The 24564-nt window shown below is 70.6% G+C and carries 20 protein-coding genes and 3 pseudogenes; 12 read left to right on the top strand and 11 right to left on the bottom strand.

Annotated features, from left to right (window positions below; translation table 11 throughout):
* Positions 1 to 42 precede the first annotated feature (42 nt).
* The 9 genes and pseudogenes from ACE7GA_RS00665 (at position 43) to recO (ending at position 8750) form a co-directional block, all read left to right on the top strand.
* Positions 43 to 2055, top strand: a complete 2013-nt coding sequence (locus ACE7GA_RS00665) for an EamA family transporter (protein ID WP_376094191.1) — start codon at positions 43 to 45, stop codon at positions 2053 to 2055.
* Entirely contained in the window at positions 2052 to 2960 is a 909-nt protein-coding gene (locus ACE7GA_RS00660; protein ID WP_376094188.1) for an MBL fold metallo-hydrolase, read from the top strand. The genes ACE7GA_RS00665 and ACE7GA_RS00660 overlap by 4 nt, the downstream gene beginning before the upstream one ends.
* Before the next feature lie 695 nt (positions 2961 to 3655).
* Positions 3656 to 3934, top strand: coding sequence for a GSU2403 family nucleotidyltransferase fold protein (locus ACE7GA_RS00655; RefSeq protein ID WP_376100550.1), 279 nt, complete (start codon positions 3656 to 3658; stop codon positions 3932 to 3934).
* Between the two features lie 142 nt (positions 3935 to 4076).
* Positions 4077 to 4364: pseudogene (locus ACE7GA_RS00650) on the top strand (GSU2403 family nucleotidyltransferase fold protein); the annotation flags it as partial.
* A 382-nt stretch (positions 4365 to 4746) separates the two neighbouring features.
* Positions 4747 to 4902: a hypothetical protein gene (locus ACE7GA_RS00645; RefSeq protein ID WP_376094185.1), complete on the top strand. Its 156-nt coding sequence runs from the start codon at positions 4747 to 4749 to the stop codon at positions 4900 to 4902.
* Positions 4903 to 5006: 104 nt separating this feature from the next.
* On the top strand, positions 5007 to 5765 hold the full coding sequence (lepB, locus tag ACE7GA_RS00640; protein ID WP_376094182.1) for a signal peptidase I: 759 nt from the start codon (positions 5007 to 5009) through the stop codon (positions 5763 to 5765).
* 267 nt (positions 5766 to 6032) lie between these two features.
* Positions 6033 to 6704 (top strand): ribonuclease III, encoded by a 672-nt coding sequence (gene rnc / locus ACE7GA_RS00635; RefSeq protein WP_376094179.1) that lies wholly within the window; start codon positions 6033 to 6035, stop codon positions 6702 to 6704.
* The gene (gene era, locus ACE7GA_RS00630) at positions 6697 to 7812 is read left to right on the top strand and encodes a GTPase Era (protein WP_376094176.1); all 1116 of its coding nucleotides are present in this window, start codon (positions 6697 to 6699) and stop codon (positions 7810 to 7812) included. The genes rnc and era overlap by 8 nt, the downstream gene beginning before the upstream one ends.
* A gap of 140 nt (positions 7813 to 7952) precedes the next feature.
* Positions 7953 to 8750 carry a DNA repair protein RecO gene (gene recO / locus ACE7GA_RS00625; RefSeq protein ID WP_376100548.1) on the top strand — a complete coding sequence of 266 codons (798 nt, stop codon included), beginning with the start codon at positions 7953 to 7955 and terminating at the stop codon, positions 8748 to 8750.
* On the opposite strand, the gene mbfA is transcribed toward recO, so the two are convergent.
* Complete coding sequence (gene mbfA, locus ACE7GA_RS00620; protein WP_376094173.1) at positions 8679 to 9638, bottom strand: iron exporter MbfA; 960 nt, start codon at positions 9636 to 9638, stop codon at positions 8679 to 8681. The genes recO and mbfA overlap by 72 nt on opposite strands.
* A gap of 179 nt (positions 9639 to 9817) precedes the next feature.
* On the bottom strand, positions 9818 to 11401 hold the full coding sequence (locus ACE7GA_RS00615) for a hypothetical protein (RefSeq protein ID WP_376094170.1): 1584 nt from the start codon (positions 11399 to 11401) through the stop codon (positions 9818 to 9820).
* Positions 11402 to 11558: 157 nt separating this feature from the next.
* Between ACE7GA_RS00615 and parC the strand changes: the two genes are divergently transcribed.
* The gene (gene parC / locus ACE7GA_RS00610; RefSeq protein WP_376094167.1) at positions 11559 to 13796 is read left to right on the top strand and encodes a DNA topoisomerase IV subunit A; all 2238 of its coding nucleotides are present in this window, start codon (positions 11559 to 11561) and stop codon (positions 13794 to 13796) included.
* A 39-nt stretch (positions 13797 to 13835) separates the two neighbouring features.
* Here parC and ACE7GA_RS00605 read toward each other — a convergent pair whose 3' ends face one another.
* On the bottom strand, positions 13836 to 14258 hold the full coding sequence (locus tag ACE7GA_RS00605) for a cupin domain-containing protein (protein WP_376094164.1): 423 nt from the start codon (positions 14256 to 14258) through the stop codon (positions 13836 to 13838).
* Between the two features lie 234 nt (positions 14259 to 14492).
* Here ACE7GA_RS00605 and ACE7GA_RS00600 point away from each other — a divergent pair, with 234 nt between their 5' ends.
* Positions 14493 to 14930, top strand: a complete 438-nt coding sequence (locus tag ACE7GA_RS00600) for a hypothetical protein (RefSeq protein ID WP_376094161.1) — start codon at positions 14493 to 14495, stop codon at positions 14928 to 14930.
* A gap of 19 nt (positions 14931 to 14949) precedes the next feature.
* Here the strand turns inward: ACE7GA_RS00600 and ACE7GA_RS00595 are convergent, their stop codons facing one another.
* The 7 genes and pseudogenes from ACE7GA_RS00595 to ACE7GA_RS00565 form a co-directional block, all read right to left on the bottom strand.
* Complete coding sequence (locus ACE7GA_RS00595; RefSeq protein ID WP_376094158.1) at positions 14950 to 16143, bottom strand: aminotransferase class V-fold PLP-dependent enzyme; 1194 nt, start codon at positions 16141 to 16143, stop codon at positions 14950 to 14952.
* A gap of 46 nt (positions 16144 to 16189) precedes the next feature.
* Positions 16190 to 16954, bottom strand: a complete 765-nt coding sequence (locus ACE7GA_RS00590; protein WP_376094155.1) for an arginyltransferase — start codon at positions 16952 to 16954, stop codon at positions 16190 to 16192.
* A gap of 71 nt (positions 16955 to 17025) precedes the next feature.
* Positions 17026 to 17763 carry a penicillin acylase family protein gene (locus ACE7GA_RS00585; protein ID WP_376100546.1) on the bottom strand — a complete coding sequence of 246 codons (738 nt, stop codon included), beginning with the start codon at positions 17761 to 17763 and terminating at the stop codon, positions 17026 to 17028.
* A gap of 53 nt (positions 17764 to 17816) precedes the next feature.
* Positions 17817 to 19070 (bottom strand): annotated as a pseudogene (locus ACE7GA_RS00580) (penicillin acylase family protein); the annotation flags it as partial.
* A gap of 113 nt (positions 19071 to 19183) precedes the next feature.
* Positions 19184 to 19687: pseudogene (locus tag ACE7GA_RS00575) on the bottom strand (penicillin acylase family protein); the annotation flags it as partial.
* Between the two features lie 63 nt (positions 19688 to 19750).
* Positions 19751 to 19975, bottom strand: a complete 225-nt coding sequence (locus ACE7GA_RS00570) for a cupin domain-containing protein (RefSeq protein WP_376094152.1) — start codon at positions 19973 to 19975, stop codon at positions 19751 to 19753.
* A gap of 111 nt (positions 19976 to 20086) precedes the next feature.
* On the bottom strand, positions 20087 to 21388 hold the full coding sequence (locus ACE7GA_RS00565) for a class I SAM-dependent methyltransferase (protein WP_376094149.1): 1302 nt from the start codon (positions 21386 to 21388) through the stop codon (positions 20087 to 20089).
* 179 nt (positions 21389 to 21567) lie between these two features.
* On the opposite strand from ACE7GA_RS00565, the gene ACE7GA_RS00560 reads away from it, so the two are divergent.
* Entirely contained in the window at positions 21568 to 22491 is a 924-nt protein-coding gene (locus ACE7GA_RS00560; protein ID WP_376094146.1) for a S1C family serine protease, read from the top strand.
* Positions 22492 to 22561: 70 nt separating this feature from the next.
* Here the strand turns inward: ACE7GA_RS00560 and ACE7GA_RS00555 are convergent, their stop codons facing one another.
* Complete coding sequence (locus ACE7GA_RS00555; RefSeq protein ID WP_376094143.1) at positions 22562 to 24529, bottom strand: DUF262 domain-containing protein; 1968 nt, start codon at positions 24527 to 24529, stop codon at positions 22562 to 22564.
* Positions 24530 to 24564: the final 35 nt, after the last annotated feature.

Genomic DNA, 24564 nt, shown 5'->3' with positions numbered 1-24564 from the left:
CCTGACGCCGGCCCCCCGCCGGAGGCCCGACAACCCCGCGCGATGTTCGCCGACCCCGCTTTCAAGGGTGTCGCGATCATCGCCCTCGGCTTCCTCATCATCACGGCCTCCGACGCCCTCGTGAAATGGACGCTGCCCGAGATCGGCGTCGGCGGCGCCATGCTGGCCCGCGGCATCTTCGGCGCCCTCACCATCGCCGCGGTCTCCGGAGCCCTCACCGGCCGCACCTCCCTCCGCCCCAACAACCGCCGCCTCATCGCCTGGCGCAGCGTCCTGCACACCGCCGTCACCATCGCCTACTACCTGGCGTGGTTCTCCGGCATGCCGCTTGCCGACAGCTACGCCATCACAGCCGTCACCCCGCTGCTGATGACCCTCCTCGCCATCCCCCTCCTCGGCGAGCGGGTCTCGACGCGACGCTGGCTTCTCGCGGCCCTTGGCTTCGCAGGCGTCCTCCTCATGCTCCGCCCCGGCGGCGACCTCTGGCGTCCGGAGGCCGCCATCCTCCTCGCCGGCATCATCCTCATGGCGGTGACCCGGATCTGGACCCGCCTCCTCGCCCGCACCGACCGCCCCGCGACGATCGCCTTCTGGCTCCTCGCCGCCCACATCCCCGTCGGCCTCGCCTGGACGGTCCTCTCCCCACCCACGGCCTGGCCCCACGCCACCACCTGGATCGGCATCCTCCTCCTCGGCGCCACCAACGGCACCGCGCATTTCCTCTTCGCTCGCGCCTTCGCCCTTGCCCCCGTCGGCCTCCTCGCGCCCTTCGAGTACTCGACGCTGATCTTCGGCACCCTCCTCGGCCTCGCCATCTGGGGCGACGTCCCCTCCTGGCTGACGATCGCCGGTGCCGCCGTGGTCGCCGCCGCCGGCCTCCTCAACCTCCGCGAGGGCCGCCGCGCCCAGAACACGCCCGACGGGACCACCCCCGCGATGCGTGACACCCCCGGCCCGCAGGACACCGACGCGTCCGGCCCGCACGCATCCTCACCGAACGCTCGTACCACCCGCGATCATACCGCGGAGCCGAACGTCCCGGACGAAGCGATCGTACACTCGCCCACCGCAACGTCGTCCGCTCCCGCATCCGCCCCCACGGCGGACGCCGCGCGCGCCGTGACGCCGCCCGCGCGCGCCGGAACGCCCCCGGCCACCCCCGAGCCCCACCTTCGCCACGACGCCCGCCGCGGTGCCCTCTGCATGCTCGGCGCCGCCGCCCTCTTCACCGTGATGAGCGCGCTGGCAAAGCACCTCTCCGACCGCATCCCCTTTAACGAACTGATGACCTTCCGCTGCGCCTTCGCGCTGCCCGTCACCCTCTTCGTCGGCTGGCGCGCGGGGATGTTCTTCCGCACCCGCCGCCTCGGCGGCCACGCGCTGCGGTCCCTCGCGGGCATCTGCGGCATGGCCTGCGGCTTCTACTCGCTCACGCTCCTCCCGCTCGCCGACCAGATCGCCGTCAACTACACCCAGCCGCTCTTCGTCATCCTCCTCGCCATCCCCTGGCTCGGCGAACGCCCGAGCCCCATCCGCTGGGCAGCCGTCGCCCTCGGCTTCGTCGGCGTCCTCGTCGTCGCGCTGGGCCAGGGAGCCTTCTCCGGCAGCGCCAACACCTGGGGCTACGCCGTGGCCGCCATCGCCGGCCTCTTCGGCGGCCTCGCCACCATGCTGGTGCGCCAGCTCTCCGCGACGGAGAGCAGCACCACCATCGTCATGTGGCAGTCCCTGCTGATGACGCTGATGATCAGCGTCACCGTCCCCTTCACCTGGGTCACCCCGAGCTGGACGGAACTCGGCATCATGGTCCTGATGGGCCTCGTCGGCGGCGTCGCACAGGTCCTGCTGACCGAAGCCTATGCCTCCGCCCAACCCTCCTCCCTTGGCCCCTTCAACTACACCGGCCTGATCTGGGCGATCCTCCTCGGCTGGCTCGTCTTCGGCGACACGCCCTCCTGGCCCATGCTCGCCGGCTCCGCCCTCATCGTCGCCGCCGGATTCCTCGTCCTCCGCGGCGAGACCCGCCGAGAGCCTCGCCCCCAAGGCACCACATGACCGACATCCCCTTCCGCCGCGACGACCCCCTCCCGCCTGGACAGGTCCAGCACCTCGCCCCCGCCCTCCGTCGCATCCTCTGCGACAACCCCGGCCCCTTCACGTCGCGCGGCACCAACGCCTGGATCATCGGCCCCCCCGGCGGCGACGTCGCGATCCTCGACCCCGGCCCCGCCCACCCCGCCCACCGCGACGCCCTCCTCCGCGCCACCGCCGCCGACCGCGTCACCGCCGTCCTCGTCTCCCACACCCATCGCGACCACTCCCCCGGCGCCGCACCCCTCGCCAGGGCGCTGAACGTCCCGACCCTTGCCTTCTCCCCCCACCTCACCCCGCCCGAGGATGGCGGGGAGGGCGCCGACCACGCCTTCACCCCCGACCGCCGCATGCCCGACGGCGCCGTGATCGATGCGGCGACCTGGCGTCTCACCGCCCTCCACACCCCCGGACACTGCGCCAACCACCTTTGCTTCGCGGCGGAGGGCGACGGCATCCCCCCCGGCACCCTTCTGTCCGCCGACCACGTGATGTCCTGGTCGACGAGCATCGTCTCGCCGCCCGACGGCGACATGGCCGCCTACCTCCGCTCCCTCGATCGGGTCATCGCCCTCGCGCCGAGCCTGCTTCTCCCCGGCCACGGCGCCGCGCATGACGACCCCGCCCCCTTCCTGGCAGCCCTCCGCACCCACCGCCTCGCCCGCGAGGCCGCCATCCTCGACGCCCTCCGGACGGCCACGCGCGACGGCGGCGGCGCCACCGCCGCCGACCTTGTCCCCGTCGTCTACGGCCCAACCCTCGACCCGCGCCTGGCCCCCGCCGCCGCCCGTTCCCTCCTCGCGCACCTGCTGAAATCCGCCGCCGACGGCACATCGACGCGGGAAGGCGACACCTTCCGCATCACCTGACGCGCAGCACGGGGAAGGGGAGGGGAGCCAGGCCGCGGCCGGATCGTGCGGGGAGCGACCCCAAGGGGATCAAGGCTTTCGGGACCCGCCTACCGGGCCCGCCGCTGCACTGGCACAGGGAGAAACGTGGAACATGGCAGGCGGTTGACCCGGGACGACCCGCGGAACGCCGATGCGCCCTCCATGCGACATCGACGGTCGCCTATTCCGATCGCCACCACGCCGTGACGCTCCGTCCCCGCGCGTCCGCGTGGCCCGACCCGCCCCGCAGGCGATGCGACGACGATAACCCTTTGATCTTGCGCCGATTGCCCACGAACTCCCCATAGACCCGAGCGTCAGTGGCAAAACCATGCGAATCAGTGAGCTGGACCTCGAGGGCCGCCGACGCCTCATTGAAACCCGGCAGCGGGCCGAAGCTCTGCGCGCCGCTGATGCGGACCTCCGGACCCGCTTCCGCGGCTCGATGACCTGGCGCGACCGCGAGGGCCAAGCCTGACTCTACCGACGGCAGGGTCGAATCGAGAAGAGCCTCGGCCCCCGTAACGAGTCGATGGCGCGCACTTACCACGCCGTCGTCGAGGGCAAGGCCCTGCAAGAGGCCGGGGCCGAAGCCCTGCGCCGCTCGCTGGAAGCCATGGCCCGCGGCAACCGCGCCGCCGACCTCGGGCGGGTGCCGCGGCTCGTCGCGCCTCCTGCGCCGGCTGGATGCGGTAGGCGTCCTCGGCCGCACGGTCTGCGTCGTCGGAACCAATGCGCTCTTCGCCTACGAGACCCATGCGGGCATCCGCTTCGGCGCGGACCTCCTCGCGACCGGCGACGTCGACCTTGCCCTCGACGCCCGACGCAACCTTGCCCTCGCCGGACGGGCTCTTCCGGAAGGCCTGCTCGCAGAACTGCGCAGGGGGACCCCAGCTTCTTCCTGCAACACGAAGGCTCGTAGCGCGCGGTCAGCGGGAACGGCTTCATGGTGAACCTCATCGTCGCCGAGCCGCGCGACCACCTGCACGTCGCCCCGCGCGCCAAGCGCCGGCTGGGCGGCGCCGAAGCCGCCGAGGACCTGACGGCCGTCGAGATGCCCGGCCTTGAGATGATCGTGGACGCCCCCGCTTCGGCAGCGTCGCCATCGCGGAGGATGGGCTGCCGGTCTGGGTCGCGGCAGCCGACCCCCGGTGGTGGGCCGCGCATAAACTCTGGCTCGCCGCGCGACCCGACCGGGAGCCTCTCAAGCGCGGCCGGGACCGCGAGCAAGCCGGTGCTGTTGCCCAGATGCTCGCCCTCTACTGGAACGCGCCCGACCTTTCCGACGGCGCGCTCGCCTCCATCCCGGCCGCCCTGCGGCAGGAACTGCGTGGCCTCGTCGCCATGGCGGAGCAAGCGGAGCCCGCCCGCCCGACCTGGTAGCGAAAAGCCGGGGAAGGTCGTTCAACGCGACGGGCAGAGCGACACAGGGCGGCACACACACAGTCTTGAATTTAGTCCTATATCAATTGGCACATTCCTCTGACCCGCGGAGGCCCCATTCCTTTCCCTCACTCCCCCCGGCTCCCTTGGTCCACCATGACCGGGGACGAGTACCGCGCCATCTCCCCTACGTCCGGCACCGCGCCCCCCTGGGCCGCGAGGTCGGCGCGAGCCTGTCCGCGCCGGGCTCGAGCCCGCCCGCGCCAAGCTCCCGCGCGGAACCGCCAACCCCCGGGCGAGCCCATCCGCCCTGCCCGGTCCCTACCGGCTGCTCCCCGGCGAGCTTTGTCGTTCCACACACGACGCCGTGCGGGAGATGGGAATGGCCTTCGCGAGCGACTGGCAACAACGCCCCGACGAGCGTTACCGCGACATGCGCGCCCGCCTTCGCGACACGATCATCACCCTCAAGCGCCTCCACCGCATCGCCGCCGGCCGGCGCTACATCCACCCCTCGCTCCGCCGCAACTGGCGGTGACGCCGCCAAACCGCCCTTCCTTGACACCACGCCCGGTACGGGGCACCCGCACCGCACCCCCTCCCGGGCGTGGCACCCCGCCCTCGCCCCTCTCCCGAGACGACATGCCCGTGCGCGAAAAATCCTCCGGCGGCTGGCTGGAGAGCCTGAAGACGATCCTCTACGCCGGGCTCATCGCCATCGGCATCCGCACGATCGCGTTCGAGCCTTTCAACATCCCCTCCGGCTCGATGATCCCGACGCTGCTGGTCGGCGACTACCTCTTCGTCTCGAAGTATTCCTACGGCTATTCCCGGGCCTCGCTCCCCTTCTCGCCGAACCTCTTCTCCGGCCGCATCTTCGGCAGCCTCCCCGCCCGCGGCGACGTCGCGGTCTTCAAGCTGCCGCGCGACGGCACGACCGACTACATCAAGCGCATCGTCGGCCTCCCCGGCGACCGCATCCAGGTCCGCCAGGGCGTGCTGCACGTGAACGGCCAGCGGGTCGAACGCGTCCCGCAGGGCAACTACACCGTGGAAGGCGACGGCCCCCGCATCACCGTCCGCCTGTACCGGGAGACGCTACCCGCCTCCCCCGGCGCCCAGCCCCGCGCGCACCCGATCATCGAGCAGTCGGATGACGGCCCGTACGACAACACCCAGGAATTCGTCGTCCCCGCGAACCACGTCTTCGCCATGGGCGACAACCGCGACAACTCGCTCGACAGCCGCGCCACGAACTTCGTCGGCTTCATCCCCGTGGACAATCTCGTCGGCCGCGCCGAGTTCATCTTCTTCTCCTGGGACGGCTCCGCAAACTGGTGGGAGGTCTGGGCCTGGCCGCTCGCGGTCCGCTGGTCCCGCCTTCTGAACGGCGTCCGGTGAGGCGCCCCGAAACCGTAACGACGCCGCCCCCGGCGACGCGCCGGCCGTCGCCGCGCGCCGCGCCGGGGCACACGCTCCAGGCTCGCGCCCCGCCTCGACACCGGCCGTCCCCGACGCGCGCGCGCCCGCTCCCCGGCTCCGCGACGGGGAAGCCGCCCCGGCCAGGTCGGCGCCCCCCGCGACGGTCACGGCGAAGCCCGGGACCCCCGCCGGCAGCGCCCCGCGCAGGACAACGCCGACCCGTCGCACCGCGCCCCGAAGCCCGCCGTGGCCGCCCTCTCCTCCCGCCTCGGCCACGCCTTCGCCGACGCCGCCCTCCTCGACCAGGCACTCACCCACCGCTCCGCCGCCGACCCCAAGCGCCGCCAGCTCGATTCCAACGAGCGCCTCGAATTCCTCGGCGACCGTGTTCTCGCCCTCCTCATCGCCGAGTGGCTCTCCGAACGCTTCCCCGAGGAACGGGAGGGCGAACTCGGCAAGCGCCTCGCCGTCCTCGTCCAGTCCGACACCCTCGCGAAGATCGGCGAATCCATCGGCCTGCCCGACGCCCTGCGCGTCCCGCCCGCCGAGGGCCGCACCGGCCTGCGCCAGCGCGCCACCGTGCTCGGCGACGCGACGGAGGCCCTGATCGGCGCCCTCTACCTCGATGGCGGCCTCGACGCCGCCCGCGCATTCATCCGGCGTGAATGGACCGTCGTTCTGGAGTCCGAGATCACCCCGCCGATGTCCGCCAAGAGCCGCCTCCAGGAATGGAGCCTCGGGCGTGGCCTCGGCCTCCCTGAATACGAACTCGTCGGCTCCGAGGGTCCCTCCCACGCCCCGCACTTCACCGTCCGCGCCAGGGTCAACGGCCGCTCCGCCGAGGCCACCGGCGACAGCAAGCGCGCCGCCGAACAATCCGCCGCCGCCGCCCTCCTCGCCCAACTCGGCGATGCCTGAGGAAAACCCCACCCCCGAGGACCCGGGCACCGATCGCCCGGACGCCCGGCCCGACGGTAAGGCCGGGCAGGCGGCGCAGCCGAGCGAGGGCGGCGCATCCCGGCACGCCGGCAGCGACGTCGCCTCGGCCGACACGCCGGCAACGGCCGCATCGGCCGGCGATAACGCCGGCCCCGCCGTGACGCCCGCCCTGACGCCGGACGACGCCGCGGCGCCGGGGACGCGCGCCGGCATCGTCGCCGTCCTCGGCGCCCCGAACGCCGGCAAGTCCACCCTGGTGAACCGCCTGGCCGGCGCGAAGGTCTCGATCGTCTCGGCGAAGCCCCAGACCACGCGCTTCCGCATCCGCGCCGTCCTGATGGTCGGCCGCAGCCAGGTCGTGCTGACCGACACGCCCGGTATCTTCGCCCCGCGCCGGCGCCTGGACCGCGCGATGGTCGCCGCGGCCTGGGGCGGCGCGCAGGACGCGGACATGGCGCTCCTCGTCGTGGATGCCCGCGCCGGGATCACCGAACGCGTCCGCGCCATCCTCGACCGACTGAAGGGCCAGCGCAGGCGGATCTGGCTCGTTCTCAACAAGACCGACCTGCTCGACACCAAGCGCCTGCTGCCGCTCACCGCCGAACTCAACGCAGCCCTGCCCTTCGAGGAGACCTTCATGGTCTCCGCCGGCAACGGCGACGGCACGGACCGCCTGCGCGACGCCCTGGGCGCTGCCATGCCCGAAGGGCCCTGGCTCTTCCCCGAGGACGAACTCTCCGACCTCAACGAACGCATGCTCTGCGCCGAGATCGTGCGGGAACAGATCCTGCGCCAGACGCACGAGGAAGTGCCACACCACGCGACCGTCGAGACCGAGTCCTGGCAGGAACGCAAGGACGGCTCGGTGCGCGTGGACTGCACGATCTATGTCGGCCGCGCCTCGCAGAAGGCGATCATCATCGGCGACAAGGGCGCCCGCATCCGCGAGATCGGCCGCCGCGCGCGCGAGGAGCTGAACGTGCTCCTCGAACGTCCCGTGCACCTCTTCCTCAACGTGAAGGACCGGCCGGGCTGGGACGAGGAACGCGGCCGCCTCCGCGCCCTCGGTCTCGAGGACCTGGATTGAGCGCCCCGGTCTGCTCCCTCGACACGGGGGAGGGCGGACCGGTCCGTACGACGCAGGCAAGTCCGAGGCGCAACTGGCACGCCCGCCGCGGCGCCCGACCTGCCCTGGAGGATCGGCGGCGGCGGCCCCACATCCCCGCCATGGAATGGGAAGCCCCGGCGATCGTGCTCGACGCGCGGCCACTCGGCGAGGGCGGTGCCGTCGTCACCTTGCTGACGGAAGAACAGGGACGCCACGCCGGCCTCGTGAAGGGCGGCGCCGCGCGCGGCAACGCCGCGATCTGGCTCCCGGGCAACCTCGTCGAGGCCCGCTGGGTCGCGCGCCTCGCGGACCAGTTGGGCAGCCTCTCCGGCGAACTCGTCCACCCCGCCGCGGCGCTCGCGATGGAGGATCCGCTGTCGCTCGCGCTCCTCTCCTCCGCCTGTGCCGTCGCCGCGGAAGCCCTGCCGGAGCGCGAGGCGCATCCGCGCGTCTTCCGCGCCCTCGTCCCGGTCATCGCGCATCTCGGGCGCGGCGCGGAGGAGGTACTGCCGGACTACCTGCGGTGGGAGGTGCTGCTGCTCGCGGACCTCGGCTACGGCCTCGACCTGACCCGCTGCGCCGCGACGGGTGCGACGTCCGACCTGACCCACGTCTCCCCGAAGTCGGGCTGCGCCGTCAGCGCGGGCGCCGCCGCGCCCTATCTCGACCGCCTGCTGCCCCTGCCGGGCTTCCTGCTCGACGACGCGGCGCCCGCGACGCCGAAGGACTGGGCAGACGGGCTGCGGCTGACGGGACACTTCCTCGCGCGCGACGCCTGCGGCGCCCGACACCGGCCGGTGCCCGCGGCGCGAGAGGCGCTGGCCGACCGCGTCACCGCGCTCGCATCAGGAACTGCCGATGAAGATGCCCGTCGCGAGCACGAGCAGGCCGCCGAGGACGATCTGCACCAGCGCTGAGGTGAAAGGCGTCTCCATGTACTTCCACCGCGTCCAGGCGATGGCTGCGAGTTCCAGCGCCACGACGAAGCCGGCCACGACGGTCGCGGTCCAGAAATCGGAGATGAGGTAGGGCAGGGTATGTCCCAGCCCGCCGATCGCGGTGGCCACGCCGCAGGCGATGCCGCGGATCAGCGGGTGTCCGCGTCCCGTGATCGCGCCGTCGTCCGACAGCGCTTCCGTCAGACCCATGGAGATGCCGGCGCCGATCGAGGCGGCGAGCCCGACGACGAAGGCGTCGTGCGACGACTGCGTGGCGAAGGCCGCCGCGAAGATCGGCGCGAGCGTAGAGATCGAGCCGTCGATGAGCCCGGCGAGCGCGGGCTGCACGATCTGCAGGACGAAGATGCGGCGCGCCGCCGCGTCCTCCTCCTGCCGCGCGTCCTGGGTCAGATGCGCTTCCGTCAGCCGGTCCGCGAGCGCCTCGTGCTTCTGCTCGATCAGGGCGAGGTCGCCGAGAAGGCGGCGGACGTCGGTGTCGCGCGCCTGTTCCGCTGCCTTCGCGTAGAACTGGCCCGCCTCGAGCTCCATGACGGCGGCCTGCCGGCGCACCACGTCGAGGCGCAGGTTGTCCGCGAGCCAGACGGGGTTGCGCCGCAGGAAGCCGCGCACGTCGGCGCGGGTCATGTGGGGCAGGGCCTTCCCGAACTTGCGCTCGTAGAGGGCGAGGAGCAGGCCGCGGTGCCGGTGCTCTTCCTCAGCCATCCCGTCGAAGACGGCGGCGGTCGCGGGGAAGTCGGTCCGCATGCGCATCGCGAAGGTCGCGTAGATCCGGGCGTCCTCTTCCTCGTTCGCGATGGCGAGGGCCAGGGTCTCGGCCTCGGTGAGGTCAGCGAGGCGTTTCATCATCGCGGGACATACTGGGGGGCGACGTAAAAGTCAAGAAAAACAGTGCCTTGGCGCAAATGGGACGCGTTCGCATCTCGGGCGGGCACGCTCGCGGCCGGGCTGTGCGACGCTCCGGCCGGGAGGGAGGGCGCGACGTCCGTGGGACGGTGACGGCGCCCCGCACCGTCACCGTCGGGGGCTCAGCGTGCCCGGCGGATCACGACGACGCTGAAGGAGCCGGGGCGATCCCCCAGCAGGCGCACGCGGATGAAGGACGGAGCGGCGCCCGGCTGAATGGCGAGGCGCGAGGCCAGGCCGTCGCCGCCGTCATCGTCCTCCGCCATCTCGTTCCCCCGCTCGTCCAGCAATTCCAGCACGGTGTCCACGCCGCGTCCCAGGCCGAAGGTCATCGCCAGCAGCTCGCGGTCTTCCCGCGGCAGCGCGAAGACGGCCGACTGGCTTGCCCGGAGGCGGAGCGAGACGGCTTCGCCCACGGCGAGCGGCGGGCGCGACGCCGCCTCGGCGACGTCGCGGGCATAGGCGTCCTCGGGCGGCGCGGGCTCGCCGGCCTCGATGGCGAGGTCGAAGGTCCCGCCGCTGTCGCCGAGGACACTGGCGCGCAGGAAGGCTGCGGAGCGCGGTGCGTCGGACGTCGCGACGCGGGAGGCCAGGCCCTCGCCGCCGTCGTCGTCCTCCAGGATCACCTGACCCCCAGCGTCCAGCAGCGCGAGGACCGTGTCCGCGTTCTCCCGGAGGTTGCGCGTGAGGGCGACCAAGTCCTGTCCCTGCGGCAAAGCGAAGAAGGCCTGCTGGCGGCGTTCCAGCCGGATCGTCAGGTTCGTCCCGACCGCGAGCGGGCCGCGGGCGCGGGCCGCGTCGAGGCTCGTCGGGAAGTCGGGCGGCGCGCGCGGGCCCTCGCGGACGAGGACGAGCTCGAACTCGCCGGTGGAGTTGCCGAGGATGCCCGCGCGCAGCAGCAGCGCGTTGGGCGCTTCGCCGAGGGCAAGCATCGAGGCGAGGGAGCCGCCGCCATCGTCGTCCTCCGCCAGCACCTCCCCGTTCTTGCCGATGAGGGCGAGGACGGTGTCCGTGTTGCGCGCGAGGTTGCGGGTGAGGGCGGAGAGGTCCGTCCGGTCCTCCGGCAAACGGAAATAGGCGAACTGGCCGCCGCGGAGCCGCAGTGGCACGGCCTCGCCTACGACAAGCGGCGGGCGGTTCGCGGCCGCCTCCGGCGTCGTCGCGTAGTCCGGCGTGGCGCGCGGGGTGTCGCGGGCCAGCACGAGCTCGAAGGCGCCGCCCGCATCGCCCAGGGTGCCGGCGCGGATCAGCGCGACGCCGTCGCCGGGCTGGACCTCGAGGCGGGAGGCGAGGGCCTCCTCGCCGCCGTCATCGTCCTCGGCGACCGTCTCTCCCCCGGCATCGAGGGCGCGCAGCAGCGTGTCGGTGTTGCGCTCCAGCCGTCGCGTCGTCACGACGTAGGCCTCCCCGGCCTCGGGCGAGACGCGGAAGAAGGCGGCCTGGCCGCGCCGGAGCTGGACCCGGACCGGCTGGTCCGGGGCGAGAGGAGGCAGGTTGGCCGCGTCCGCGGGCCGCAGGGCCAGGCCGGGAGGCGCGGGCGGCGGGGGCACCAGCGACGCCGGCGGCGGCACCGGGCGCGAGGGAACCGGCGCCCCAAGCGGCGGAGGCTTCGCCAGACCCCCGCCCTGAGCCAGGAGGGAGGCCGGCGTCAGGCCCAGGACAACCACCGCCGCGAACCCCGCGCCGCGCACCGTGCCGAAGGCCATTCCGCACTCTCCCATTCCGGCGCGAAAGGCCGGCGCGAAGGGGTAGACCCGGGCGCGCCGGGCCGTCCACCGTGGCCCCGCGGCGCTGGCGCGGACGTGTCCCCCCTGCTAGAAAGGGGAAGCGCGAACGAAGCAGGAACATGGCGCGAGAGCAACAATGCCCGACGACGTGAAGACCCCCGTGCCGGATGGCGGCCGCATCAACGAGACGCCGCTCGCCGGCGCGCTGAGCGAGCGTTACCTCGCCTACGCCATGTCCACGATAATGGCGCGGTCGCTGCCGGACGTGCGCGACGGCTTGAAGCCGGTGCACCGCCGGCTGCTCTGGGCGATGCAGCAGTTGCGGCTGGATCCGGCGGGCGGGTTCAAGAAGTGCGCCCGCGTCGTCGGCGACGTCATCGGCAAGTATCACCCGCACGGCGACGCGAGCGTCTACGAGGCGCTGGTGCGGCTCGCGCAGGACTTCGCGGCGCGCTACCCGCTCGTTGAGGGGCAGGGAAACTTCGGGAACATCGACGGGGATAACCCCGCGGCGATGCGCTACACCGAAGCCAAGTTGACGGAGGTCGCGAAGTCGCTCCTGGAAGGGATCGACGAGGATGCGGTGGACTTCCGCGCGACCTATGACGGGGAGGAGCAGGAGCCGGTCGTCCTGCCGGCGGCCTTCCCGAACCTGCTGGCGAACGGCGCGAACGGGATCGCGGTGGGCATGGCGACCTCCATCCCGCCGCACAACGCGGGCGAGGTCTGCTCCGCCGCGCTGGAACTGATCGCCAACCCCGCCGCGACCACGGCCGAACTGATGCGCCACATGCCCGGGCCGGACTTCCCGACCGGCGGCATCATGGTGGAGCCGCCCGAGAGCATCCTGACGGCCTACGAGACGGGCCGCGGCGGCTTCCGGCTGCGCGCGAAGTGGGAAGTCGAGCGCCTCAAGAACGGGACGTGGCACGTCGTCGTCACGGAAATCCCCTACCAGGTCGGCAAGTCCCGACTGATCGAGATGATCGCGGAGCTGCTGGAGCAGAAGAAGCTGCCGCTGCTGGCGGACGTGCGGGACGAGAGCACGGACGTGATCCGCCTCGTGCTGGAGCCGAAGTCGCGCGCCGTGGACCCGGCGATGCTGATGGAGAGCCTGTTCCGCGCGACGCCGCTGGAATCCCGCATTCCCCTGAACATGAACGTGCTGGACGCCGACCGCACGCCGCGCGTGATGGGGCTGCGGGAGGTGCTGCGGTCCTGGCTCGACCACCGGCGCGTCGTGCTGGTGCGTCGGTCGCAACATCGTCAGTCCGCGATCGAGCGGCGGCTGGAGATCCTCGACGGCTACCTCATCGTCTATCTCAACCTGGACGAGGTCATCCGCATCGTGCGGGAGGAGGACGATCCCAAGGCCGCGCTGATGGCGACCTTCTCGCTGACCGAGGTGCAGGCGGATGCCATCCTCAACATGCGGCTGCGCGCGCTGCGCAAGCTGGAGGAGATGGAGATACGGCGGGAGCACACGCGGCTCACGAGGGAGCTGAAGGGGCTGCAGAAGCTCCTCGCCTCGGAGAAGGCGCAGTGGGGGCGGATCGCCGAGGAGATCGAGGCGGTCCGCAGCAAGTTCGGCGACGGTCCGCTCGGCAAGCGGCGCACGGTGCAGGCGAAGGCGGTCGCGGTCGAGTTCGACGAGAACGCCTTCGTCGAGCGCGAACCGATCACCGTCATCCTCTCCGAGAAGGGCTGGCTCCGCGCGCAGAAGGGGCACCTGGAGGATGCTTCGAACCTGCGTTTCAAGGAGGGCGACGCCCTCGCCCTCATGCTGCACGCGGAGACGACGGACCGGATCGGGCTGATCGCGACGAACGGGCGGGCCTATACGATCAAGGCGGACTCCATCCCGCGCGGCCGCGGGGACGGGCAGCCGGTGCGGCTGATGGTCGAGCTGGGCAACGAGGACGAGGTCGTGACGGCCTTCGTCTGGAAGGACGGGTCGCGCTTCCTGCTGGCCTCCCACTCGGGCAAGGGCTTCGTCTGCAAGGCGGAGGACCTGCTGGCGGAGAAGCGGACGGGCAAGACCGTGCTGATGGTGGACGCGCCGGACCGGCTGGTGGCCTGCGTGCCGGCGGAGGGCGACACGGTCGCCGTCGTCGGCGAGAACCGGAAGATGCTCGTTTTCCCGCTGGAGCAGGTGCCGGAGATGACGCGCGGACGCGGCGTCACGCTCCAGGGCTACAAGGACGGGGGGCTGTCCGACCTGAAGGTCTTCGACGCGCGGCGGGAGGGGCTGACCTGGGTGCAGGGCGGGCGGACGCGGACCGAGACGGCGCTGGCGCCCTGGCGGGCGAACCGCGGGGCGGCGGGAAAGCAGCCGCCGCACGGGTTCCCCCGCAGCAACCGGTTCGAGGAGTAGGCCGGGCCAGGCGGACGGCGCGCGGGACGCACGCCGTCGTCAGCCGCTGCGGTTCGGTGTTCCGAGCACGTGAGTATCCGGCGGCAGCATGACGTCGTCGAAGGTCTGGGTGAACATGGCCGCCGCGAAGAAGGCGACGGCGCGCAACGTCACGTCACCGACATTGGCCAGGTCATGCCGCACGCCGGTGGGCAGGACGAAGACGCTGCCGGGGCCGACCGTGTGCACGCCATCCTCCATGCGCAACTCGCCCTGGCCGGCGATGATGTACTGCGTCTCCTCCGTGGCGTCGGTGTGCCAGCCCAGGCGCCCGCCGGGTTCGATCTCATAAACGATGGTGGAGGACTGCGCGGCGCCGTGGCCGCCGCAGGTGGCGAAAGCGCCGGCCCAGCGGACGGCCGGGTCGTCCTTCCCATGCACGGCGGCGCGCGGCAGGTCGGGCGACGAAACGACGGGGATCATGCGTCCTCCTCTGGCGATGCTGGCAACGGGGCAGCACCGACCTGCCTTACGTCGCGAGACGTCTCAAATATTGCACCGACGTCGTATTCATGCCGTCTCAAAAAGACGGCGCATCCGTGACGGGTTAACTTGCGGCGATGCAGGTCGTTTCTGGATAGCCATGGTCCGATACATGCTACCCGAAAGTCAAGGATGGCTGTTACGTTGTCGATCCTGGACAGGAGGAGGCGGCCAGTGAAGGACCTCATCGCGATCTCCGGGCTGATGGCCATGCTTGCCGGCGGCGCGCAGGCGCAGGGTGTCCCCGACCTGCGCGGCACATGGCTCCCGTCGCAGACCGCGCACATCGTCGAAGGCCCGACCCGACACGCGCAGAGCGGGCGCGAGGCCGTGCCGGGGCATGAAACCTACCAGCGCACGACATCCCGCTTCGTCTTCCGCTTCGAGGGACAAGACGGGAGGACCTTCTGGGGAGTCTTGTCTTCCACCGGCGTGAGCGAGCGTATCGTCGGCGCGCTTTCGGTGGATGGCCGGCGCTTCGTCATGACCGACGAGGACGGCCACTTCACCGGCACCGTCGTGGACAACGACACCCTCGACTATTGCTACCAGCACGCGACGCCGACGAACCGTGCGGTGGCCTGCGGGCTGCTGACACGACAGCGACCCTGACGGGTCGCGGCCCGCCGCCTCAGTCTGGCGAAGCGGCCGCGCGCAACGCCTGCGCGAGCGGGCCCGCGTCCTCCGTCCGGAGGTTCGTCGCGTCGAGCACGAGCCGTCCTTCCCGCAGGAAGCGGTGACCGACGAGCACCGGCGGCTGCATGCGGGCCAGGGACGCCGCGAGCGCGACGGCATCGGCGTCGGCCGGACCCACGGTCAGCTCCGGCCTGGGGGTGTCGCCCTCGGCAAGGGTGACCGTCCATCCGTTCGGCCGGCCGAGCGCCGTCCCGACCTCCTCCAGGATGCCGCGCCGCCGCTCCGCCTCCATCCGCGGGTCGGCGGCCGTGAACTCTTCCAGCGCGGCCAGCAGGCCGGCGATGGATTCCTTCCCCACCTTCATCGCGCGGCCGATCCCGTGGATCGGCAACCGCGCGGGGTCCCGCAAGGCCGGCGCGACCGCCGGGTCGGAGACGAAGGTGCCCTCGAAGTAGTCGAGGTCGAGCGACTGCAGCAGCGCGGAGGCGACGAGATCGGCGCGTCCGAGCAGGAGGCCCGTGCCGGGCGGACCGCCGATGGCCTTCCCGCCGCTGACCGCGACGAGGTCGGCGCCGGCGGCGATCAGCCGGGCGGGCAGGTCAGCCGGCGGCAATTGTCCCGCGGCGTCCACGAGCAGGACGAGGTCGTGCGCGCGGACGAGCGGTACCAGGGCTTCGATCGACGGTTCGGAGTCGGGCTGGGCGAGGTACAGGATGCCGGCGGTGCGCGGGCCGATCGCGTCGGCGAAGTCGCCGGGCTCGGCGTCGCGGACGCCGGCGCTGGTGCGGCGGTCGGGGATGCCGACCTCGACGAGGCGCGCGCCCGCAAGGCACACCGCACGGTCGTAGGCGTTGCGGTGGCTCCGGGCGATGAGGAACTCGTGCCGCGTCCCGTCCGTGTCGGGCAGCCGGTTCATGCGGCGCACGTCGTCGCGCGCGATGGCAGCAGCCGCGCCGATCGCCAGGGCTGCCGCCGCGCCGGTCGTGACCATCCCGGCCGGCACGCCGAGAATCGACGCGATCCGTCGTGACGCTGCGCCGTGCAGCGCGACCATGTCGAAGGACGCCGCCGCGGCCGCGTCCATCGCGGCGCGCACGCGCGGGGAGAGGCGGGCGGCCCCGGCGCGGCTACTCGTCCCCGTCGCGTTCAGCGCGGGCGCGGGAAGGCCGAGGCTTTCAAGGAGGTCCACGCCGCGGATGTTCCGGGACGATGCCCGGGGTGGCAAGGCACGCCGTTCAGCCGACGCTTTCCGGCACCAGAACCTCCGCGGGCGGCGCCGCGCCGTTCAGCCGGTGCCACGAACCGGCGGTCAGGATCTCGCTCGGGAAGAAGCGCGCCTTGTAGGCCATCTTCGCGCTCTGCGGGACCCAGTAGCCTAGGTAGACGTAGGGCAGTCGCAACTGTCGGGCCCGCGCGATGAGGTGCAGGATCGCCTGGGTGCCGAGGGAACGCGAGGCCAGCGCGGGGTCGAAGAAGGAGTAGACCGCGGAAAGGCCATCGCTGAGCCAGTCCGTAAGACAGGCGCCGACGAGCCGGTCCGGCGCGTCGCGGAACTCGATCATCATGGTGGAGATCGGCGTGTCCTCCACCATCGCGCGGTAGTCGTAATAGCCCATCGCCGCCATGTCGCCGTCGCCGTGGCGCGCGCGCTGGTAGCGCTGGAACAGCGCGAACTGCTCGGCGGTCGCGCGCGCCGGGACCTCGTGCGTCATCACGTCGAGGTTGGACTTGATGATGCGGCGCTGCGTGCGGGACGGGATGAACTCGTCCACGACGATGCGGATGGGAACGCAGGCCTGGCAGCCCGGGCAGACCGGGGCATAGGCGATGTTGTGGCTGCGCCGGAACCCGGCTCGGGAGAGGCGGTCATGCAGCGCCTCGCTCTCGGCACCTGAGAGTTCGGTCACGATTTTCCGCTCCGTCCGCCCCGGCAGGTAGGGGCAGGGCAGGGGTGCCGTCGTATAGAAAAACTGCGGGCGTCTCTGGGCGCGTTGCAGCATGGATCCCGCATTCTCCGCCGAAGGGCGGCTTTCGTCCATGCCGAAGCGCCGGCCTTTCCCTTTGGTTTCGGTCATGGGTCGAGACGGAGGCGGGCGGCCGCATTCGCCCGCGGCGCGAGCGGCAGCAGCCGCGCCGCGGCCCAGTCGGCGTTCAGGTCCCGCCAGTGGCGGGAGAACGGGTGGCCCGACTGGCCCGTCGCGATGATCGCGGCGACGGCGTCGGGGCTGTCCGGCCGGGCGCCGAGGTCCATCACGATCCGCAGGCCGGGCCCGTGGACATGGGACAGGTCGCGAGCCAGGCCGCCGCGGTTCACCGTCTCCCCGTCACCGGGGGTCGGGACCTCGATCCGCAGCCAGTCGCCGATGACGGGGACGAAGCGGAGCAGCGGGTGCTCGAAGCGGGCACGGTGCGCGTCGTCCCAGCGCCAGCGCGCGGGGTCCGGACCGAAGCGTGCGGAAAGCCGGGTGACCGTCGTCTCCAGGGCGCGGGCGGCGAGGGCGGCGCAGGCGGGGGAGGCGGTGCGGCGCGGGGCGTGGCGGTGCCGGCCATGGACGGGGTGCCGGCCGACAGGGCCGGGTCGGGACGGGGTGCCGAGGGGTTGTCCGTCCCGGGCGCGGGAGGGGTTCCCGCCTGCGCCAGATCCCCACGGGCGCCGGCGACGGGTCCCCCGGCCGGTATCGGTGGGCCGGCCGGCGGCGGGCCGGCCAAGGCGCCAAGGAGTGACGTCGCTGCCGGCTGGCCCGTCGCGCCACGGGCCGGCAAGGCGGTGGCCGCCGGCGGCACGGTCCGCGGCGCGCCGGGCGCGCACCAGTGGGCGCCGGCAGGGGAGAGAACGAAGCGGACGAATTCGGCGCTTGGGGACCAGGCTTCCCGCTGGACGCCCGCCGTCTCGAGGGCGAGGACCCCGAACTCGCGCCACCACGCATTGAAGATCAGGGGCTGCGGCGCCTCGGGCCTCGCGCCGCCGTCCCAGTGGGTCAGGAGATCCCGCGCGGCCCCTGCCGGCCCGGCGGGGCGGGGGATCGAGAGCAGGACGGGCAGGCTCTCCCGCGCGAAGACCGAGACGGGGTCGGCCTGGATCGCGGCCATGTCGCCCGGGGCGTGGCGGGGGCGTTGGCGCAGCAATTCGCCGATGCGCCGGAAGCGCCAGTCACCGTACCAGTCGCGGCCGAGGAAGACGTCGGAATCGGGTGGCTGGACCCGGTTGTTGGCGTTGACGACGGCGCCGCTCTCCGGCGCGACGACGTGGGGAAGGGAGTCGAAGGGGACCCAGCCCGTCCAGTCGCCCGACCCGTCCCAGCCCGGCAGGGGCATCGTCCCGTCCCCGCCGGCGCGGACCGGCGTGCGGCCGGTGAGGAACATCGCGACCCCGCCTGCCGCGTCGGCCACGATCAGGTTCTGCGGCGGGGAGGTGATGAGCGCGGCGGCGCGGCGGGCATCGGCCATGGACCGCGCGCGATTCAGCGCGTGCAGGCCGGCCGCGGCCGTGTCCGCCGGCGCCAGGTTCGCCATCGCGACGGAGACGACGCGGTCGCCCTGCGGCTGGTCGTCGAGGTCGGAGATGACGGGGCCGTGGCGGGTCTCGCGGATGCGGATGACCTCGTCCGGACGGCCGCGGACGGCGATTCGTTCCTCGCGGATCGTGAAGGGCCGGGGGCCGTCGGGCGTCTCGATGGCGTCGGGGCCGGAGAGGCGTTCGATGAAGACGTCCTGCGTGTCGGAATGCGTCGTCGTGAAGCCCCAGGCCACGCGCTCGTTGCGGCCGATGACGACGAGCGGGACGCCGGGGGAGGAGGCACCGGCGAGGTAGCGGCCATCCGGGAACTCGATGCGGACGAGGTACCAGAGGATCGGCGCGCCGAAGCCGAGATGGGGGTCGGAGGCGAGGAGCGCGCCGCCGGTGGCACTGCGGGATGGCGCTAGGGCCCAGGCGTTGGAGGCGGAGGGAGGCAGCGGCGCCCCGGTCCCCCAGGCCGGGATGGCCTGGAGCAGGGAGGCCAGCATCTCGGGCGCCGGCAGCGCGGCGAGCCGCGACGGCGCGTCGAGCGCGGCGAGGTCCGGCCGCCCCGGGCTGTCGTCGGTCGGCCAGAGTTCGGCCAGGCGGTCAGCGGGCAAGGTTTGGGCGAGGCGGGCGCGTTCCAGGTCGGTCCGGTAGGAGCCTGAGGCCAAAGGCCCATCACCTTGCCCCAGAGGAGGGAGTCCACGGGCGTCCAGGGCTCCGGCGCACCGAGCAGCAGGAACTCCGGCGCGGCGAAGCGGCCGCGGGCGGCGATCCAGGCGTTCACGCCGGCGGCGTAGCCCTCCATCGCCGCGCGGGTGTCGGCGGGGAGGACGGCGAGGTCGGCCTCGGCGCGGCGGCGCAGGCCGAGGACGCGGACCGTGCGGTCCATGCGGAGCGTGGCGGCGCCGGCGACCTCCGACAGGCGGCCGGAGGCCCCGCGGCGCATCATCTCCATCTGGAACATCCGGTCGCGGGCGTGGAGGACGCCCATGGCGATAGCGGCGTCGCGCTCGTTCGCGGCGCGGAGGCGGGGGATGCCGCGGTCGTCGAACCCGATGTCCACGGGCTGCGACAGGCCGGCGACGCGCAGCGCCTGGTCGGTGCCGGGGAGGGTGTACCAGATCACGCCCGCGACCGCCGCGAGCGCGAGCAGCGGGAGGCCGATCAGGACGGCCAGCAGGCGGCGGAACCAGCGCCAGGGGGAACGCGCGCGGCGCGGGGTCAGGGCCATGCTCGGGCATAAGGCGTCGGCGCGGGCGGGTCGCAAGACGCGGCGGCGCGGCCCGCGATGCCGTTACGTCGGCAGGCTCGTCTCGACCAGGACTGTCTCCGTCTCGAAACATGCGGCGTGCCAGGTGCCGGCGGGAAAGTGGAAGAGTCTGCCGGGGCCGAAGGGGCGCTCGCCCTGCTCCGTCGTCAGCGCGCCGATGCCGGAGAGGACCTGCGCGAATTGCTCATGCGGGTGGCTGCGGCCGTCCGCCGCGGCCCCGGCGGGCATGCGGACCGTGACGAGGGACACGCCCGCGCCCTCGACCGTGCGCTCGGCGACGCCGTTCGCTGCGAAGGTTTCCGGAAGGTCGATCCAGGCGCGGAGGTGCGGGGCCAGGCGGGCTGCTCCGGCGTGCGGGCGTCAGGCGTAGAGGTCGGCACGCGACGGCGGCAGCCCGGCGGGGCCGCGGGTGCGCTTCGTGGCGACGGTCTGGAAAATGCCGACCGTCCCCCGCTCGAAGGCCAGGCAGACGCCGGCGAGGTAGAGGAGCCAGATCCGCGTCTTCGCCGCCCCGACCTCGGCTACCGCCGCGTCACGGTTGGCGTGCAGGCGTTCGGTCCAGAGGCGGCACGTCCGGCCGTAATGTTCGCGCCAGCCTTCGGTGTCGTGCACCTCGAAGCCGTTGCGCTCCATCGCGTCGGTCGTCCCGCCGATGTGGTCGAGCTCGCCGCCCGGGAAGATGTAGTTCACCAGCGCCGCGAATTCCGGGCGCTTGCGGCGGAAGGCGCGTTCGTTGCGCTTCATCGGGCGCGCGATGGCGTGGTGCAGGTACACGCCGCGCGGGCGGAGCAGCGACTTGATCTTGCCGAAATAGGCGTCGCGGTTGTCGAGGCCGATGTGCTCGTACATGCCGATGGAAGCGACCTTGTCGAACTCGCGGCCCTCGATCGAGCGGAAGTCGCGGAGTTCGACGGTGACGCGGTCCTGCAGCCCGAGGCGCGCGATCTTGTCCTGCGCGAAGTCGTGCTGGGCCTGCGAGAGGGTGACGCCGTAGGCGGTGACGCCGTGGTGCTGCGCGGCGTGGCAGACCAGCCCGCCCCAGCCGCAGCCGATGTCGAGCATCCGGTCGCCGGGCTGGAGTCGGAGCTTGCGGCAGATCATCTCCAGCTTCGCCTGCTGCGCCGCGGCCAGGTCCATCGCCGGGTCCGGGAAGTACGCACAGGAATAGACCATCTCCGGGTCCAGGAAGAGCGCGTAGAAGGCGTTGGACAGGTCGTAGTGGAACTGGATCAGCGCCTTGTCGTCGCGGCCCTCGTCCGGCGTGTCCTGCTGGCCCCCGGCGAAGGCGTTGCTGCCGGTGGGCTTGGTGCTGCCGAGAAGGAAGGGCAGGGCGGTCCGGGCCAGCAGGAGCTTGTCGAGACCCTTGGCCGCCTTGCGGTTCGCCGCGCCGGCGCGGGCCGCGAGGTCCAGCAGCGTGCCGCCCTGGATGTCCAGGTCGCCGGTCGCCAGCAGCTCCACCAGCGTCGTCAGGCGGGGCCATCGCAGCAGTCGGGTGATCGCGGCGGGGCTGTTGATGGCGAAGGCCAGGTCGCCACGGGCCTCCGGCCCGAGCGGCAGGGTCTCCCCGGTCCAGAGGCGGAGGCCGAGATCGGCCTTCAGCGTCGGGGCGAGGTGGGCGGCGAGGCGACGCAGCGCGTCGGCCTGGCGGTCGGCGGAGGGCATGGACGCGCCTGTATCAGGCCCGGCGCGGCGGGCCTATCGGGGGACGCCCCTCGCGGCGGGGGCGACCTGCGGGGATGTGACCGGTGACGAAGGGTGACGGACGGGTCGGCGTGATTTCCGGTTGCGGTTGCCCTTCCTACAATGTCCACCCAGGATTTCCTGGGCGGGGATGGCGGGTGATGCACCGGATCGGCGCGCGGCAGGGGCTGGCGGTGGGCGTGGTCGGCACGGTGCTGGCGGGTTGCGCGCCGCAGGGAACGGTCCTCGGGCCGCCGCCCGGGGTAGGGCCTGTCCCGCCGGGTGGGAGCGTCGTGACATTCTACGACCCGAACACGAATCAGCCGGTTCGGAGCTACGTCGTCGGCGCGACGCCCCGGGCGGCGGGCGTGCAGCCCGGCTACGCCGAGGCGCCTCCGGTGGTGCCACCGAGCGGGCCGGTCGGGGTCGTGCCGGGCAAGCCGGGGGCGGCGGTGGCGCAGGCGCGGCCGCGGTCTTCGGGAACGGGGTTCTACATCTCGGCGCGGCAGGTGGTGACCAACGCGCACGTCGTCGCGGGCTGCGCGGCGCTGCAAGATGACCGGGGGAGGGCGCTGTCCGTCGTTTCGGCGGACCGGGGGCGGGACCTGGCGCTGCTGACGTCGGCGGAGCCGTCGCGGGCCTTCCTGCGGTTCAACGGGCCGGGCGGGACGCAGTTGGGGGAAAGCGTCGTCGTGCTCGGCTACCCCTACGCCGGGTCGCCGCTGTCCACGGGGCTGAACCTGACGACGGGGATCGTCTCGGCGCAGTCGGGCATCAACGGGAATACCGGGCTGTTCCAGATCACGGCGCCGGTGCAGCCGGGGAATTCGGGCGGGCCGGTGATCGATGATTCGGGCGGGGTGATCGGGGTGGTGCAGGCGCGGGTGAACGACCTGACGGTCCTGCGCGCGACGGGGACGGTGCCGCAGAACATCAACTTCGCGATCCGCGGGGAGACGGTGGAGGGGTTCCTGCGAGAGAACGGGGTGACGGTGGGGCGGGTGAGTGGCGGGCGGGGGTTGGGGGCGAGTGCGATCGCTGCGACTGCGCAGGAGGCGGTCGTTTCGGTACGGTGTTATGGGTGAGAGCGAACCGACTCAGAGGCAGCGCTGATCTGCAGAATGTACGCTGTTTAGGGTGTTGGCAGTTGAGCAGTTAGGTACTTGCCATAAAAGGAATTCCCAATATGTCCAACTTGGCGTTGTCGTCTCCAAGATGAATCTGCCAGCGCCTCTCCAGATATCCAATCAACTTTAACCCCCGCTCAGTTATTTCTGCTGGGCTCCAATCCTTCTTGCGGCTGACTTCATTTTCGGCGTAACAGCCGTACGTATATGAGACATAGGTGTCCGTTTCGCCATGTGCCTTCTCCGGAAAAGGCCGATTCGATAGGCTTGCGTTCTTGCCTCGAGACAATGGTAGGAGATTTCCGAGAGATTCGCGAAGCGCCTTTCGCTGCTGGGTGGTGAATCCATCGAACTGTGATTGCCAGTATGGATGACGAGCACTTCGGGGGTAGATGTGCTCGACAGTCATGAAATCTTCTCGCTTCCCATTGAACTCAGGCCAGTGCAACTTTGTGCGTTCGGTTTTGGAGCGACGTTGGGCATCTAGATTGTACTCGAAAAGGAAATAGCGTAAGCCCGGCCACTCGTACCAACCGTCACTCCGAAATTTAGCGAATACTGATCTCATCAAATCTGGGTCGTTCAGTAACTGATCGGTTGACCGCACAACTTCCTGCACAACTTTATCCAATGTGATATCTCCCGCCTTCAGCCGAATCGCTAGCAGGGCCGGCTCGTAGCTTCCGCGAATATATGGCGGCGGGAGATAGTACCTGTTTGGACTCAACATCATGACGAAAAGATGCCGCTCAACCGCCTTGAGTAACTGAACTTTCTTCAAATCGGAGACCGAGAGCTGCATAGTAACCAGGAGAAGCGGAACGAAATCGTCTGCGTTCAACCTGGTGAGCTTATCGAGCCAAATCTGAGAGGTTGTATCGAAATCGGAACGAAGGGGGCTGTATAACCCAAACCAGGTTTTCGCAGCTTCCTGGAGTGATTGCGCATAGTCGTGAATGAACAACGTGGTGATCCGCTTTTCGGGCTTGACATCAGGGCCAATGTTTCGCGTAATAAAAGTCTGCTCGAGCAGATCAGCTGCTGGCGAACTTTGATTCCGACCTGATCTCAGATAGTAGGTGCGCGCGACTAGTTCCGGCTCAGGTACAGATGCGCCGAAATAAACTACGTAGTGGGTCGTAAGAAGGCGGTCATCGTCAGATGTTCGCTCACGATTCCGGCCAAGGTTATGATAGATCGCCCGCCAGCAATCATTTATAACCTCCCGAAGCCGCACTTGCTCGTGTACGGTGTCCTGAAGCTTAAGCGTCAGATAGATCAAACGATTCTTAAGCAGTTCAAGGTAAGAGAGCGGTTTCCCTCGGTTGTTCATCGTTTCAAACGCAACGCATACATCCACTTCTGAGGATATCGTAAACACATTAAATAGTAAACTCTGCGTAATCTTACGATATAAAATCTCTAATGCATCTTTACCCAATGCTGAGACCTTCTCGCGAAAAAAGGCTTTGGCTCTGTCTAAATTTTGAGTATAAACTGTGTCCTCTGCCTGATCCGCAACGTTTTCATTAAAAATCTTGGCCCTCAGGTGAATATAACTTGGATTGTTTGCCTGATAACCGAATACGTACGACCTCGAAATAAAGCCATCTTTAGAGTCGACGATGAACTTGCGCTTGATGTCGGCTTTGTCTGTAAAGTTTAGCTTTCCATCGTCAGGGAGAGACTCTAAAATAACCTGGATGAGTAGAACCGCCGTTGTTAGCCGCTGTTGTCCATCGACAACAAAAAATGGCTGATAATTCTTTGCCGCGATTATCCAGAGATCGTTGTCCCAGCGCGCATACTCGGAAGCGGGTACATTTTCCAGCGTCAGAACGCCCGTGTAGTGGCTCGTATCCGGGCTAAGCTGCTCAATATCATTCCAAAAATCTCGGACTTGCTTTTCTGTCCAGGCATAACCCCGCTGGTAATCTGGAATTCGGAATAACCGCTCCGAGAAGATCTTCGAAAGCGTTTGCAGCGAGGAATCCATGTCGCTAATCAATCTGCGCCAAGTCTGACGGCTTG

Origin of the sequence: Roseomonas sp. CCTCC AB2023176 (assembly GCF_042259275.1) — a bacterium.
GTDB lineage: Bacteria > Pseudomonadota > Alphaproteobacteria > Acetobacterales > Acetobacteraceae > Roseomonas.
Note: the sequence above shows the minus strand (reverse complement) of the source record. Positions and strands in the feature narration are given on the sequence as shown.

Excerpts from the sequence above, each read along its gene's own strand:
- ACE7GA_RS00555 (WP_376094143.1), bottom strand. The coding sequence starts at position 24,529 with ATGGATTCCTCGCTGCAAACGCTTTCGAAGATCTTCTCGGAGCGGTTA.
- ACE7GA_RS00605 (WP_376094164.1), bottom strand. The coding sequence starts at position 14,258 with ATGATCCCCGTCGTTTCGTCGCCCGACCTGCCGCGCGCCGCCGTGCAT.
- ACE7GA_RS00590 (WP_376094155.1), bottom strand. The coding sequence starts at position 16,954 with ATGCTGCAACGCGCCCAGAGACGCCCGCAGTTTTTCTATACGACGGCA.
- ACE7GA_RS00560 (WP_376094146.1), top strand. The coding sequence starts at position 21,568 with ATGCACCGGATCGGCGCGCGGCAGGGGCTGGCGGTGGGCGTGGTCGGC.
- ACE7GA_RS00645 (WP_376094185.1), top strand. The coding sequence starts at position 4,747 with ATGGCCTTCGCGAGCGACTGGCAACAACGCCCCGACGAGCGTTACCGC.
- parC (WP_376094167.1), top strand. The coding sequence starts at position 11,559 with ATGCCCGACGACGTGAAGACCCCCGTGCCGGATGGCGGCCGCATCAAC.
- ACE7GA_RS00660 (WP_376094188.1), top strand. The coding sequence starts at position 2,052 with ATGACCGACATCCCCTTCCGCCGCGACGACCCCCTCCCGCCTGGACAG.
- recO (WP_376100548.1), top strand. The coding sequence starts at position 7,953 with ATGGAATGGGAAGCCCCGGCGATCGTGCTCGACGCGCGGCCACTCGGC.
- ACE7GA_RS00565 (WP_376094149.1), bottom strand. The coding sequence starts at position 21,388 with ATGCCCTCCGCCGACCGCCAGGCCGACGCGCTGCGTCGCCTCGCCGCC.
- mbfA (WP_376094173.1), bottom strand. The coding sequence starts at position 9,638 with ATGATGAAACGCCTCGCTGACCTCACCGAGGCCGAGACCCTGGCCCTC.
- era (WP_376094176.1), top strand. The coding sequence starts at position 6,697 with ATGCCTGAGGAAAACCCCACCCCCGAGGACCCGGGCACCGATCGCCCG.
- lepB (WP_376094182.1), top strand. The coding sequence starts at position 5,007 with ATGCCCGTGCGCGAAAAATCCTCCGGCGGCTGGCTGGAGAGCCTGAAG.
- ACE7GA_RS00615 (WP_376094170.1), bottom strand. The coding sequence starts at position 11,401 with ATGGCCTTCGGCACGGTGCGCGGCGCGGGGTTCGCGGCGGTGGTTGTC.
- ACE7GA_RS00665 (WP_376094191.1), top strand. The coding sequence starts at position 43 with ATGTTCGCCGACCCCGCTTTCAAGGGTGTCGCGATCATCGCCCTCGGC.